This window comes from Agrobacterium sp. CMT1 (assembly GCF_037203725.1).
GTDB lineage: Bacteria > Pseudomonadota > Alphaproteobacteria > Rhizobiales > Rhizobiaceae > Agrobacterium > Agrobacterium pusense.
In genome coordinates this window covers 129,412-142,816 of sequence record NZ_JBBCAR010000014.1, presented here as the reverse complement: position 1 = coordinate 142,816, position 13,405 = coordinate 129,412, and the positions used below count along the sequence as shown (strand labels likewise).

Genomic DNA, 13,405 nt, shown 5'->3' with positions numbered 1-13,405 from the left:
GTCGTGATCTTGGCAAGAAGTGCCAGGGGACCTTGCCGACCCCAGTCGATTAGTGATCCCGCGTCGATTTGTGATCCTGAACAGGCCCTTGGTCAGCGGCGCGGAATCTCGCATCCGCCGGCGGACGGGGAGGGAGCACGGGTTCGTCGAACGTGCGCAGCAGGCAGCCCCAGCCCGGATCGTGCATGTGTGCTTTCAGACCCGCCCGTTCTGCCAGTGCCATGGCTTCCTGTTGACCGAAGGAAATGGCGGCGTCTACATCTGATGTCAGTACCCGGCCATTTTCCATCAGCAATCTACCGTCCACGAAGACGGTATCTACATCGCTGCCAAGAACCTGATGTACCAGACGGTGGACCGGCATCCACATGGGCATGAGATGCGGCTTCCGCATGTCGATGATGACGACGTCAGCCTTCTTGCGGATCTCGAGCGAACCGATCTCGTCCTCCATGCCGATAGCGTGGGCGGCATCGATCGTGATCATCTCTAAGATCTTGCCCGGCGGAAGCAGGTAGCGGTCGTGATTGTGCAGGAGATGTTGCGTAAATTGCGCGAGGCGAGCCGTCTGCAACATGTCGAAATGGCGGCTTGGAGCTGCGCCATCGGTGGTGATGGCGACACGAATCCCTTTTGACATCATTTCCATGATGGGAGTTGCGCGGCCCGGCGGCGCATGGGTCACGCGTGTGCCTGTCTCGGCCAGTATGTCTATTTCGTCGTGGGAGATACCCCAGCAATGCTGAAGGTGAATGTCAGGGCCAAGCAGGGCATTTTCCTTGTCCTGAAACGCCATGCGGATTTGCCCGGCAAAAGCGTCGGAATGAAGCCTGACACCGGTCTTGCGCGCCATCTCGCGTATCCGGCGGGCCTGCATTCTGTCACCCTCTGTCAGTTTCACCGCCTGGTCCGGCGTAGATGCATTGGAGGGTTCGACCGACGGTGCGATGGTGAAAGGCGTCAGGAAAACGCTGATGCGGCCATCGGCGCTGCCGTGCAATGCTTCGATCACCGCTTCGCTGCCATCCATCATCTCGTCGAAGCTAACGTCGCGACGTTCCGGTAGACCGCTCTCCCACCGTGTGACCGGATGAGGCCATGGGAGGCCTGACGGCCCGACGCAGATGATTTCGCGAAGGCCGAGTTCGCTATAGGCGCGGGCGTGGTTGATGGCGAAGACGGGGTCATCCGCGCGTGGCATCGAAGTGATGATGCTGGCCCCGGTCGTCACCCCGGCGCGCAGCCGTTCAATGCCGGAAATCAGCCCGTCGGCATACCAGTAGTCGCGGGTGACGTAGTGGTAATAGGTCGGGGTGATGATTTTCATCCACATCGCATTGGTGTCCGCTGCGATGCTGCGAAGAAGGGCGTGGCCCGCGTGGCCATGGGCATCGATCAGGCCAGGAATGAGAAGCTTTCCCCTGCAGTCGATAACCGCCTTATCACTGTGGCGGGGGTCAAGTTCATCCACAGTGCCGATGTCGACAATTCTGTCGCCTTCTATCGCCAGTGCCCCGCTCTCAATAATGCGCCGCTCCTTGTCGACCGTAACGATCGTTCCGTGCCGCAGCAGAAAGCCTGTCATATTCTCTCCTCCTCGCTTAAACTCGTATTCAAAAACTTGCGATTTTGAGTACGATAATTGTCAACAATATTATTGACAATAAGCCTCAGCGAAACAATACTCCTTCTGCCTGACCGGACCCGTGCCGGTTTCCAACGATCAATAAAAAGGGGGGATCAAATGTCCCGTATCAGAAGTTTTGTCCTGGCGGCCATGGCTGCTGCCGCCATTGCCGTTCCCGCCAGCGCGGAGACCCTTCGCTGGGGCGGTCGCGCCGATCTCTATTCGCTCGATCCCTATTCGGTCCCGTCCACATCCAACCTCGCTTTTCTCAATCATATCTACGAAGGTCTCGTCCGCTACGGACCGGACTTCCAGATCGAGCCGGCACTCGCCACCGAGTGGAAGCTGATTGATGGAAAGACCTGGCGCTTTACCCTTCGCAAGGGCGTGAAATTTCATGATGGTGCAGACTTCACCGCCGATGATGTCGTCGCATCCTTCACGCGCGCTTCGGACGCGACGTCGCCGCTGCGGGGCAATATCCCGATTTACGCTGGCGTCAAAAAAGTTGACGCCTACACGGTGGACCTCGATGTCAACGCACCGACTTCTCTCTTTCTGAACGACATAACCAATATCTTCATTTTCAACGCCAAGTGGTTGAAAGATAACAATAGCGAGAAGCCTACCGACTTCGCCTCGAAGGTCGATGGCTACACCACCATGCACACCAATGGCACAGGCCCGTTCAAGCTCGAAAGCCGCGTTCCCGACAGCAAGACTGTTCTCGTTGCCAATGAAGGCTGGTGGGACCAGAAGAAGCACAATCTCGACCGCATCGAATTCGTGCCGATCGCATCTGCGGCAACACGCGTCGCGGCACTGCTGTCAGGTGAAATCGACCTGATCGACTCCGCCCCGATCCAGGATTTGCCGCGTCTGGAATCCTCGCCCAATATCACGGTCAAGAAGCGCACCGAGCTCCGCACGCTTTTCATTGGCTTCAACCGCCGCGAAAAACTGGAAAACGGTCAGCCGAACCCCTTTAATGATCTGCGCGTTCGTCAGGCCTTCGAAGCCTCCATCGATCGTGACCTGATCAACAAAAAAGTCATGCGTGGTCTTGCAAGACCATCCGGCTCGCTGATCGCACCTGAGATCGCTGGTTATGCCAAATCGCTGGACACGTTCGAGCCGGCCGATCCGGCCAAGGCGCAGAAGCTGCTTGCCGATGCGGGCATGAAGAACCTTGCCTTCACCTATACCTGCATGAATGACGAGAGCGTCAACGAAGAGGATATCTGCTCGGGCGTTGCCAACATGTTGAAGCGTGGCGGTTTCCAGCCGACCATCGATATTGCGCCACGTTCCGTGCAGTCACCTAAGCGCAATGGCGGCAAGGCTGACGTCTTCAACCTCAGCTGGGCAAACGAGCCGACTCTTGACGCCTTCTCGATGCTGTCGCAGATCCTCTCGACCCGCAAGGGCGCGATGGGCGTCTCCAACTATGGCGGCTGGTCCAATCCCGAGATCGACAAGCTTGTTGCGCAGGCGGCGCAGGAGCAGGACAATACGAAACGCCTGGCGCTCGAAGAAGCTGCGCTGAAAATCGCCAAGGACGAGACCATGCTCGTTCCGCTGCATCAGCAGCCGATTGCGTGGGCTATGCTGGCCAAGGTCAAAAGCGTCGACTTCCGCGCCGACAACAAGCCACGCCATTGGCTGACCCAGCTCGACAAATAAGACGGACAGCAAGCGAGGCGCCGGTCACTGGACCGAGCGCCTCACCTGTTTCAGCGGACATTCGAGCACGCACCAGTTCATTTGACTGGATGTGAAGCCGACGAAACCGTGTCAAAAATTGTCGACAAAGTTGCACTGTGTTCGTGGTTCCTACACGCCGCGTAACCTTTGCCCATCTCTGGAAGAGAATGATCGAACCTGAAAGCCTGCGCGGCTCAGGCTCGCGTCCGAGAGGTAACAATGCTGGTATTCATCATCAAGCGTTTGGGAAATGCCGTGCTGGTCATGCTTTCCGTTGCGCTTATCGCCTTTCTCATCTTTCGGCTGGCGGGTGATCCCGTCGAGCTGATGGTCGGCGAACAGACCTCGCAGGAGGATCGTGCAGCCCTGCGTGAGAGGCTCGGCCTCAATGACAGCCTGCCGACCCAATATCTGCGGTTCGTCAAAGACGCGGCGGAGGGCAATTTCGGCGTTTCCTACCGCAACGGCCAGCAGGTGCTGCCGCTGATCGCGGAAAGGTTCCCCGCGACCCTTGAGCTGGTGCTGGTTGCCACCGTGATCTCTCTGGTCGTCGGCCTGCCTCTGGGTGTTCTGACGGCGATCCGGCGCGGGAAGTGGTACACGGAAGGTCTGCAGTTCCTGTCGATCGTCGGGGTGTCCCTGCCAAGCTTCGTTGTCGGCATTCTTCTCATTCTTGTCTTTTCCGTTTCCCTCGGCTGGGCACCGGCATTTGGCCGTGGCGATGTCGTTCAGCTCGGCTGGTGGTCAACCGGGCTTTTGACCTCGTCCGGGCGTGCTGCGCTCATTCTCCCGGCTATCGCGCTTTCGCTTTATCAGATCACCCTCGTCATGCGTCTGGTGCGGGCTGAAATGCTTGAAGTTCTGCGGTCCGATTTCGTGAAGTTCGCACGGGCCCGCGGCATTCCGCGCTGGCGGATCTACTTCCGTCATGCGCTGCGCAACTGTCTGATGCCGGTGGTGACACTGACGACGATGAATGTGGGTTCGCTCATCGCCTTCGCGCTCATCACGGAAACGGTGTTTCAGTGGCCGGGCATGGGCATGCTGTTCATTCAGGCGGTTACCTTCCTCGATATCCCCGTCATGGCGGCCTATCTCTGCATCATCTCCTTCATCTTCGTTGTCCTCAACACGTTCGTCGATATCGCCTATGCCGTCATCGATCCGCGTCTGCGCACCGCGCGCTGACCGAAGGGAGCCAGTTTCATGACAGACCTTTCGCAAACGGAAAAAACCGCCCGTCGGTCACTTTTCAGCCGCATGCGCGATAGCGACCTCTACTGGTCGTTCAGCCGCAGTAAATCGGCCAAGATCAGCGCGCTCATTCTCGCAATCCTGATCCTCGCAGCTGTCTTCGCGCCGTGGATTGCGCCCCAGAATCCCTATGACGGTGCATCGCTGGACATGTGGAAGGCCGAGCTTCCGCCGATCTGGCAGGAGGGCGGCGAATGGCCGTTTCTGCTTGGAACAGATACGCAGGGACGCGACATGCTCTCGGCCATTCTCTACGGCACACGCATCTCCATCGTCATCGGTGTTGCCTCCGTGCTGCTTTCGCTCGTCATCGGTATGACGGCAGGTCTGGTGGCGGGGTACTTCGGCGGTTTTGCCGATGGCCTCCTGATGCGCATCGGTGACATCACGCTCTCGATCCCGACCATTCTGGTTGCCATCCTCGTATCGACGGTCGTCCGCCAGATGCTACCTGACAATCTGCGTGAGGTCGGTGCTTCCGCCGTGCTTATTCTCGCCATCGCCCTTTCCGCCTGGGTGCAATATGCCCGCACGGTGCGCGCCCAGGCCATCGTTGAAACCGGCAAGGACTATGTTCAGGCCGCAAAGCTGATCGGCGTGCCCGCCCGCCGCATCATGGCGGCGCATATCCTGCCCAATACGTTAACGCCGATCATGGTTGCCGCGACGCTGAATTTCGGCATGGCGATCCTGACGGAAGCGACGCTGTCCTTCCTTGGCATTGGCATGCCGCCTAGCCAGCCGTCGCTCGGCACGCTGATCCGTATCGGCAACCAGTTCTTGTTTTCCGGCTCCTGGTGGATCGTGCTGTTCCCTGTCTTCCAACTCTGCCTGCTCGTCGTCACCGTCAACCTTCTGGGTGACTGGCTGCGCGATGCGCTCAACCCGAAACTGAGGTGAACTCCATGCACGATCTTCTTCTGCGCAACGTACGGCCCATGGCGGGCGAGGCCTGCGATATTTTGATCAGGAACGGCAAGATTTCAGGTTTCGGAACATTTGACGTCGAACCCGGCATGCCGGTTGAGGATGGCAAGGGAGCAATTGCCGTTCCCGGTCTTATCGATGCCCATACGCATCTGGACAAGACGACGTGGGGCATGCCCTGGCATGTCAACAATCGTGCTGCCATCCTGCGCGAACGGATCGATTTCGAGCGGGAAAACCGCGTTCAGATCGGCATCGATCCGCATCGCCAGTCCATGCGCCATGCCATCGGGCTTGTGGCCAATGGCGGCACCCATATTCGCAGCCATGTCGATATCGACCCGACCCACGGGCTGACGCTGGTCGAGGGCATCTGGGAAACACGGGAAAAGCTTGCTGGCATCATCGACATCGAGGTCGTCGCCTTCCCGCAATCCGGCGTCATGGTCATGCCCGGCACGGTGGAGCTTCTCGATGAGGCGTTGAAGCAAGGCTGCGAGGTGCTTGGCGGCATCGATCCATGCGGAATTGACCGCGATCCAAAGGGCCAGCTGGACATTCTTTTTCAACTGGCGACGAAACACGGCGTGCCGATCGATATCCATCTGCACGAAGCCGCCGACCTCGGCGCCTTCACGATGGAGCTCATCTTCGAGCGCATCCGGGCGAACGGCATGCAGGGCAACGTTGCCATCAGCCACGCCTTTGCCCTTGGCATGAACGACTATCTGCGTGTCGGTAGGCTGATCGACGAGATTGCGCGGCTTGATGTCGCCATCTTGACCACGGGTGCGCCATCGGCAAGCGTGCCGTCGATCATGCGCCTCAAGGAGGCGGGTGTGCGCGTTGGCGGCGGCTGTGATGGCATCCGCGACACATGGGGTCCGTGGGGACAGCCGGACATGCTGGATCGCGCCAAGATCATCGGCATGAAAAACGGTCTGCGTTCGGATATCGAACTTGCGCATGTGCTGCATGTCGTTTCCAAGGGTGGCGCCGATGTCATGGGTCTTGAGGATTACGGCGTGGAGATCGGCTGTGCTGCCGACTTCACGCTGCTGACCGGTGAAACGCTGGCGCATGCTGTTGTCGATATCGCGCCGCGGCCGCTAGTCGTCAAAGGCGGCCGGGTTACCGCGAGAGATGGCAAAGCCATCGTGGAGGCGCCGTGATGAGCGACGTTCTCAATACGTTGCAACTTGGCGAAAGGCCGCAAGGGCGGACGTTGCTCACAGCCAGCTGGGTTGTCGGGCACAGAGACGGATCGCACCGGCTCCTCAAAAACGGTGACGTTGTCTTTGAAAACGGCGAAATCATCTTTGTCGGGCATGAATTTCCCGGCGAGATCGCCCGGCGTATCGATTTTGGCAATGCGCTCGTCAGCCCCGGCCTGATCGATCTCGATGCGCTTTCCGATCTCGATACGACGATCCTCGGCATTGATCATCATCCGGGCTGGGCGAAGGGTCGTGTCTGGCCGCGCTCCTATGTCGAGGCTGGTCCCTACGAAATGTATTCCCCGGAAGAGCTTGCCTTCCAGAAGCGTTTCGCCTTCGGGCAGTTGCTCCTCAATGGCATCACCACGGCAGCCCCCATCGCATCGCTGTTTTATCGCGAATGGGGGGAGACCGTGGCGGAATTCGAGGCGGCCGCCGATGCCGCCGGGGAACTTGGTTTGCGCGTTTATCTCAGCCCCGCCTTCCGTTCAGGCGGCATGGTGCTGGAAGAACCGGGCCGCATGGTGCCTGTTTTTGATGAGGAGCGCGGTTTTCAGGGCCTCGCCGACGCAATCGCCTTCATCGAAAAGCAGAGTGGAAGGCACGGCGATCTGGTGCGCGGCATGCTCGCGCCGGACCGCGTGGAAACCTCCACCCTGGCGCTCATAGAGCGCACCGACGCAGCGGCCCGCGAGCTCGGCTGCAAGTTCCGTCTCCATATGGCGCAGGGCGTCATGGAGGTCGATACGGTTCGCAAGCTCCACGGTTCGACCGCGCCAGTCTGGCTCGCCAAGGCCGGGCTGCTCAGCGAAAGGCTAATTGCGCCGCACGCCACCAATGCGACGGAAGAAGATCTGGCGCTCTATGCGGAAAACGGCGTCTCCATCGTCCACTGTCCGCTGGTTTCGAGCCGTGGTGGCAGCACGCTCTCATCCTTCTCCTCCTGCCGCAAACGCGGCATCAATATCGCGATGGGAACGGATACGGCCCCGGCGGACATGCTGATGAATTTGCTCGTAGGGCTGATCACCTGCCGCATCAATGACGGTGCTCCGGACCAGATCCGCTGTGCCGATCTCTTCGATGCGGCCACACTTGGCGGCGCGCGCGCGCTTGGCCGGTCTGACCTTGGCCATCTTTCCCCGGGCGCAAGGGCAGACATTGCTGTCTTTGACCTCGACGATACCGTCATGGCGCCGAGCATCGATCCGATCACCACGCTGGTGACCGGTGGTTCGGGCAAGGTCACGCGGGCCGTTTTTGTCGACGGCCGTCTTTCCATGCGTGAAAGGCAGGTCGCCCGTATCGACATGCGGCGTGCCCGTGAACAGGCGCAGGCGCAGTTCGATCGCCTGATTGCAAAATATCCCGAACGGAGCTGGGCAAATCCGCCCGTCTCCGAAATCTTCCCTCCGAGCTATCCGGTGGAGGTCGCCCAGCATGGTTGACATGAACCAATCGGTTATCGATGTCCGCAATCTCAAGGTCGAGTTTCCCGGCCGTCGAGGCACCGTTACTGCGCTTTCCGATATCAGCCTTTCGATCCGGCCCGGTGAAATTCTGGGTGTTGTCGGTGAATCCGGTGCTGGAAAATCCATGACGGGCCTTGCCATACAGGGCCTGCTCGAGAAGCCCGGCCACATTGCCGATGGCGAAATATGGCTCGGGTCGCGCCGTATCGATCAACTGGATGACCGGGCGATGGAAAGCATTCGCGGTCGTGAGATCGGTGCGATCTTTCAGGACCCGCTCACCTCGCTCAATCCACTCTTTACGGTCGGTGCGCAGCTTGTCGAGACGATCCGCCAGCACCTGCCGCTGTCGAAAGCGGATGCACGCGCACGGGCCGTTCAACTGTTGAAGGATGTCGGCATTCCATCACCTGCGGATCGTGTCGATCATTATCCGCACCAGTTTTCTGGCGGCATGCGCCAGCGTGTCGTCATTGCGCTGGCGCTCGCCGCCTCTCCGAAACTCATCATTGCCGATGAGCCGACGACGGCGCTCGATGTCTCGATCCAGGCGCAGATCATTTCCCTGCTGCGGCGGCTGTGCAAGGAAAAGCAGACGGCGGTCATGCTCGTCACCCACGACATGGGCGTCATTGCCGAGGCTGCCGACCGTGTGGCGGTGCTTTATGCCGGCCGGCTGATCGAGGTGGGCCCGGTCGAGCAGGTGCTGCACGAACCGCGCCACCCCTATACGCAGGGCTTGATGGCCTCCATCCCGTCACTTGGCGCACGGGTGGAGCGGCTGAACCAGATCGACGGCGCAATGCCGCGTCTCGACGCGATCCCGCCCGGATGCGCGTTTAATCCACGCTGTGGACTCGCCGGGCCACGCTGTCGGCGGGAAAGGCCTGAACTCGAAACCGTCGGCAACGGCGCCAGTGCGTGCTGGCTGAATGCAGGAGGCACAGCATGACACAATCCGCATCTCAAAAGGCAGCATTGAGCAAGCCGGCCTTGACGGTGAAGGGCCTGACGAAAACCTTCGACGTTTCGGCCCCGCTGCTCAATCGCATCATCGAGCGCAAACCACGGCAGTTCGTGCAGGCCGTCAACGATATCGATTTTTCCGTTCCGGCCGGCGGCTGTCTCAGTATCGTCGGTGAAAGCGGTTGTGGCAAATCGACTGTCGCCCGCCTGGTAACGGGACTTTTTCGGCCAAGTGCCGGCGAGTTTCGTTTCGCGGCAGGCGGCAAGGGTAAACCGCTGTCGGCACAGATGATCTTTCAGGATCCCTATGCCTCGCTCAATCCGCGCTGGCGGGTGAAGAACATCATCGCCGAACCGATCCGCGAATTGAAGCTGCGCGCGACCAAGGCTGAGACGATGGATAGGGTGGAGGAGCTTCTCAAAACCGTGGGCCTTTCAGCCTCTGACGGCGAAAAGTTTCCGCATGAATTTTCCGGCGGCCAACGCCAGCGCATCTCCATTGCCCGTGCATTGGCAAGCGAACCGGAATTCCTCGTCTGCGATGAGCCGACATCGGCGCTCGACGTTTCGGTGCAGGCGCAGGTGCTGAACCTCATGCGCCGCCTGCAGGATGAACTCGGCCTCACCTATCTCTTCATCAGCCACGACATGAGCGTTGTTCGTCACATGTCGGACCGCATTGCGGTGATGTATCTCGGGCGGATTGTGGAGGAGGGGGATACGGAAGAGCTTTTCGCCAATCCGCGCCATCCCTATACCCGGCTGCTTCTCCAGACGATCCCTAATATCAAGGCGCCGCAGCGGGACCGGGAGATTGTTGCCGGTGAAGTGCCAAGCCCTCTGAAGCCGCCTTCGGGTTGCGCGTTTCACCCGCGTTGTCCGCTCGCAACGGCGCAATGTTCGGCAGAAGTGCCTAAGGTGAAGAGCCTTGCCAACGGCACGCGGGTCGCCTGTCATCTGGTCGAAGATGACAGGCAATGGGCGGGCGAGCGACATCGCGCCTGAGCGGAAAAATCAGCCGAGCGCGGCGCGCAGGTCGTGGGAAAGGTCGCGGATTTCGCTGAGATCGAGCTCCGCTTCCACATGCTCGAGGTGGTGGGTCATCAGGTGGATGGCCCGCGACGGATCATTGTTGGCGATCGCATCGACGATTTCCGCATGTTCGTCCGGGCCGCAGTTGAAGCGATCCGTGTTACGGTAAACGGCTGTTATCAGCGACGAGCGGGAAATGAGGTCGCGCATGGTGGTAAAGAGAAAGTCGGAACCGAGCGTTTCCGCAAGCAGAAGGTGGAACCCGCCGGAAAGCTTGATGATGTCGGTCGTGACGTTTTTGGCATTGGCCACGCGCTCTTTTGCCACGTGGTCGCGTAGCTTTTTGAGATCGGTCTTGGTGGCGGATTTGCAAAGTCTTTCGACAACGCATTGCTCGACGGTACGGCGCACGAAGAAGACGTCGCGGGCTTCCTCGACCGACGGTTTGGAGACGAAAGCACCGCGATTGGGAACGATGGTCACCAGTCCGTCACGTTCGAGAACGGACAAGGCCTGGCGGATTCTGGCACGGCTGACGCCAAAGATTGTCGCCAGTTGCTCTTCTTTCAGCTGCACACCCGGACGCAGCCGGCGTTCGGCGATCGAAAGCCATACTTTCTCGACAATCTGCTGCGTGGACGGGCCGGCCTGCTCGCTCATTCGACATACTCCCCAATCGCCCTAGAGAAGCGTGATGTGAATGAAAAAGTCAACCGTATCAACGGGATTTTGGTTGCAACATTGTCAACAATATGAGAGATAATTGTAGACTAAATTAGGATGCCGATCATGGAATTCGATTTCAGCGCGCTTGAGCCCCAGAGCCGCTACCGCCTTCTGACGAATTTTATCGGTCCGCGGCCGATCGCACTCGTGACGACCCGCTCGGAAGCGGGCCATAACAATGCAGCGCCGATGAGCTTCTTCAACGTCTTTTCGCATGATCCGCCCATCGTGGTCCTCGGCATTCAGCCGAAGGTGAGCGGCGAGGAAAAGGATACGATGGTGAATATCCGCCGCACTGGCGAGTTCGTCGTCAATATGGTCGATATGTCGCTTTCGGAGCAGATGCTGATCTGCGGTCTCGGCTTCGACAATGAAGTTGACGAGATGTCGATGGCCAAGCTTACGGCCATGCCCTGCAGCAAGATCGATGCGAGTTATGCCGCGCAATCGCCCTGCGCCTTCGAGTGCCGGGTGGAGCGACTGATCGATTACCCCCGCCGCACGCTGGTGCTGGGCGAAGTGGTTCATATGCATGTCCATAACGAATGCCTCGATGAGGAGGGACGTTATGTCGATGCCGATCGCTACCAGCCGATCGCCCGGCTTCACGCCGACAACTACATTACCTCGGACCGCCAGTTTGTTTTGAAGGCGCCACCAATCACCGATTTCACCGCGCCTGACGGCAAGTGACAGCTCATCAGGATGCGTGCGATGCATATTCGTTTGATAAACCCCAATTCCACCGCCTCCATGACCGCGCAGGCTCTCGATAGCGCGCTAAGGGTCAAGCAGAAGGAGACCCACGTCTCCGCGGCAAATCCTGACGATACCCCCGTCAGCATCGAAGGGCAGGCGGATGAGGCCATGGCCCTTCCCGGGCTGCTCGCGGAAATCCGCAAGGGTGAGGCGCAGGGCGTGGATGCCTATGTGATCGCCTGTTTCGACGATCCGGGCCTTCACGCCGCACGCGAAGTGGCGCGAGGACCCGTCATCGGCATCTGCCAGGCCGCCGTGCAGGTGGCGATGACGATCAGCCGCCGCTTCTCGATCATCACGACGCTGCCGCGTTCCATCGCGATCATCGAAGATCTGGTGGAGGATTACGGCGCGCAACGGCATTGCCGGAAGGTCCGGGCAATCAACCTGCCGGTTCTTGGTCTTGAGGAGGATCCAGAGGTTGCGGAAGCGCTGCTTCGGCGCGAAATCGAGGTCGCCAAGCGGGAGGATGCGGCAGAAGCGATCATTCTCGGCTGCGCGGGCATGTCCTCGCTCTGCGACCGGCTGCGCGACGCCACAGGTGTTCCGGTCATCGATGGTGTGACGGCAGCGATCAAGCTTGCCGAAGCTCTTGTTGGCGCCGGTTACAATACCTCGAAGGTCAATGCTTACGACTATCCGCGGGTGAAGGGGCCGGCCCTCGTCGCCTGCGCCTAGCTTGCAGGAAAATGCCCGCGGCCATTTGCGGGCGCTCGCGCCACGTTCTAGTGTTCTCCCGCGCACACCGGTCAACCGGGCGCGCCGCGGGGGAGAGCGTATGATCGACAAGCTGGAATTTTTCATTGCATTGGCGCGGGCTGAACATTTCGGCCGGGCGGCGGAGGAATGTGGTGTCTCCCAGCCCAGCCTGTCGGCGGCAATCCGGCAGTTGGAGGATCAGTTGGGCGTCGTTCTCGTGGTGCGTTCAGCGCGGTATCAGGGGCTGACGCCGGAAGGCCAGCGTGTGCTGGAATGGGCGCGTCGTATCGTTGGCGATACACGCACCATGCGTGAGGAAATGCGCGCCGCCCGTAGGGGCCTGGCCGGACATATACGTCTGGCCGTCATTCCGACCGCGCTTGCAATGGTGCCGCGATTGACCGAATCCTTCCAGGCGCGCCATCCCGATGTGACTTTTTCCGTCACGTCCCGCACCTCGCTGCAGGTTTTGAGCCAGATTGAAAACCTCGAGATCGACGCGGGAATCAGTTACCTCGACAATGAGCCGCTCGGACGCGTGACCACCGTGCCGCTCTATTCCGAGCGTTATCACCTCATCGCGGCTGCCGGAACGCCACTTGCTGATCAGGAAAGCGTTACCTGGCAACAGGTTTCCAGTCTTAGGCTTTGTCTATTAACTCCGGACATGCAGAACAGGCGCATCATCAACCGGCACATGGCCGAGGCTGGCGTGGAAGCCAAGCCGACTCTCGAATCCAACTCGATGATTGTGCTTTTTTCTCATATCCGCACCGGACAATGGGCTTCAATAATGCCGCGTAACCTCGCGGAATCGTTTGGTTTTCCTAAGCAGATCAGGATAATCCCGATTACTGATCCGGACCCCGAACACCTCGTGGGCCTGATTGCCACGCACCGGGAACCACACACTCCGCTTGTCTCCGCGCTGCTTCACGAGGCTCGCCAAAGGGCCGCCGAGAAGGCATTTGATAGGAATTTCCTATCAAATGACGGAAACTGATTATTGACCTGATCCCGCC

Annotated in this window: 12 protein-coding genes; 10 read left to right on the top strand and 2 right to left on the bottom strand. The window is 59.5% G+C overall.

Annotated elements, in window-relative coordinates; genetic code table 11:
* Positions 1–49: 49 nt before the first annotated feature.
* Positions 50–1,585 carry an amidohydrolase family protein gene (locus tag WA845_RS16955; protein WP_112552806.1) on the bottom strand — a complete coding sequence of 512 codons (1,536 nt, stop codon included), beginning with the start codon at positions 1,583–1,585 and terminating at the stop codon, positions 50–52.
* A 159-nt stretch (positions 1,586–1,744) separates the two neighbouring features.
* On the opposite strand from WA845_RS16955, the gene WA845_RS16950 reads away from it, so the two are divergent.
* The 7 genes from WA845_RS16950 to WA845_RS16920 all read left to right on the top strand — a co-directional run bounded on the left by WA845_RS16950 (position 1,745) and on the right by WA845_RS16920 (position 10,172).
* Complete coding sequence (locus WA845_RS16950; RefSeq protein WP_111813776.1) at positions 1,745–3,310, top strand: ABC transporter substrate-binding protein; 1,566 nt, start codon at positions 1,745–1,747, stop codon at positions 3,308–3,310.
* Positions 3,311–3,550: 240 nt separating this feature from the next.
* Positions 3,551–4,519 (top strand): ABC transporter permease, encoded by a 969-nt coding sequence (locus WA845_RS16945; RefSeq protein ID WP_004444583.1) that lies wholly within the window; start codon positions 3,551–3,553, stop codon positions 4,517–4,519.
* A gap of 18 nt (positions 4,520–4,537) precedes the next feature.
* Positions 4,538–5,485, top strand: a complete 948-nt coding sequence (locus WA845_RS16940; protein ID WP_004444582.1) for an ABC transporter permease — start codon at positions 4,538–4,540, stop codon at positions 5,483–5,485.
* A 5-nt stretch (positions 5,486–5,490) separates the two neighbouring features.
* Positions 5,491–6,684: an amidohydrolase family protein gene (locus WA845_RS16935; protein ID WP_112552808.1), complete on the top strand. Its 1,194-nt coding sequence runs from the start codon at positions 5,491–5,493 to the stop codon at positions 6,682–6,684.
* Entirely contained in the window at positions 6,684–8,177 is a 1,494-nt protein-coding gene (locus WA845_RS16930) for an amidohydrolase family protein (protein WP_111813770.1), read from the top strand. The genes WA845_RS16935 and WA845_RS16930 overlap by 1 nt, the downstream gene beginning before the upstream one ends.
* On the top strand, positions 8,170–9,153 hold the full coding sequence (locus WA845_RS16925; protein ID WP_112552810.1) for an ABC transporter ATP-binding protein: 984 nt from the start codon (positions 8,170–8,172) through the stop codon (positions 9,151–9,153). Before WA845_RS16930 ends, WA845_RS16925 begins: the two co-directional genes overlap by 8 nt.
* Positions 9,150–10,172 carry an ABC transporter ATP-binding protein gene (locus tag WA845_RS16920; protein ID WP_080823115.1) on the top strand — a complete coding sequence of 341 codons (1,023 nt, stop codon included), beginning with the start codon at positions 9,150–9,152 and terminating at the stop codon, positions 10,170–10,172. The genes WA845_RS16925 and WA845_RS16920 overlap by 4 nt, the downstream gene beginning before the upstream one ends.
* Positions 10,173–10,181: 9 nt before the next feature.
* On the opposite strand, the gene WA845_RS16915 is transcribed toward WA845_RS16920, so the two are convergent.
* Positions 10,182–10,859, bottom strand: coding sequence for a GntR family transcriptional regulator (locus WA845_RS16915; RefSeq protein ID WP_006700316.1), 678 nt, complete (start codon positions 10,857–10,859; stop codon positions 10,182–10,184).
* 129 nt (positions 10,860–10,988) lie between these two features.
* Here WA845_RS16915 and WA845_RS16910 point away from each other — a divergent pair, with 129 nt between their 5' ends.
* The 3 genes from WA845_RS16910 to WA845_RS16900 all read left to right on the top strand — a co-directional run bounded on the left by WA845_RS16910 (position 10,989) and on the right by WA845_RS16900 (position 13,386).
* Entirely contained in the window at positions 10,989–11,618 is a 630-nt protein-coding gene (locus WA845_RS16910; protein ID WP_022563864.1) for a flavin reductase family protein, read from the top strand.
* A gap of 21 nt (positions 11,619–11,639) precedes the next feature.
* On the top strand, positions 11,640–12,362 hold the full coding sequence (locus WA845_RS16905; protein ID WP_112552812.1) for an aspartate/glutamate racemase family protein: 723 nt from the start codon (positions 11,640–11,642) through the stop codon (positions 12,360–12,362).
* Between the two features lie 100 nt (positions 12,363–12,462).
* Entirely contained in the window at positions 12,463–13,386 is a 924-nt protein-coding gene (locus WA845_RS16900) for a LysR family transcriptional regulator (protein WP_006700319.1), read from the top strand.
* Positions 13,387–13,405 lie beyond the last annotated feature (19 nt).

Coding starts and splice junctions, on each gene's coding strand:
- WA845_RS16955 (WP_112552806.1), bottom strand. CDS start 1,585: ATGACAGGCTTTCTGCTGCGGCACGGAACGATCGTTACGGTCGACAAG.
- WA845_RS16950 (WP_111813776.1), top strand. CDS start 1,745: ATGTCCCGTATCAGAAGTTTTGTCCTGGCGGCCATGGCTGCTGCCGCC.
- WA845_RS16945 (WP_004444583.1), top strand. CDS start 3,551: ATGCTGGTATTCATCATCAAGCGTTTGGGAAATGCCGTGCTGGTCATG.
- WA845_RS16940 (WP_004444582.1), top strand. CDS start 4,538: ATGACAGACCTTTCGCAAACGGAAAAAACCGCCCGTCGGTCACTTTTC.
- WA845_RS16935 (WP_112552808.1), top strand. CDS start 5,491: ATGCACGATCTTCTTCTGCGCAACGTACGGCCCATGGCGGGCGAGGCC.
- WA845_RS16930 (WP_111813770.1), top strand. CDS start 6,684: ATGAGCGACGTTCTCAATACGTTGCAACTTGGCGAAAGGCCGCAAGGG.
- WA845_RS16925 (WP_112552810.1), top strand. CDS start 8,170: ATGGTTGACATGAACCAATCGGTTATCGATGTCCGCAATCTCAAGGTC.
- WA845_RS16920 (WP_080823115.1), top strand. CDS start 9,150: ATGACACAATCCGCATCTCAAAAGGCAGCATTGAGCAAGCCGGCCTTG.
- WA845_RS16915 (WP_006700316.1), bottom strand. CDS start 10,859: ATGAGCGAGCAGGCCGGCCCGTCCACGCAGCAGATTGTCGAGAAAGTA.
- WA845_RS16910 (WP_022563864.1), top strand. CDS start 10,989: ATGGAATTCGATTTCAGCGCGCTTGAGCCCCAGAGCCGCTACCGCCTT.
- WA845_RS16905 (WP_112552812.1), top strand. CDS start 11,640: ATGCATATTCGTTTGATAAACCCCAATTCCACCGCCTCCATGACCGCG.
- WA845_RS16900 (WP_006700319.1), top strand. CDS start 12,463: ATGATCGACAAGCTGGAATTTTTCATTGCATTGGCGCGGGCTGAACAT.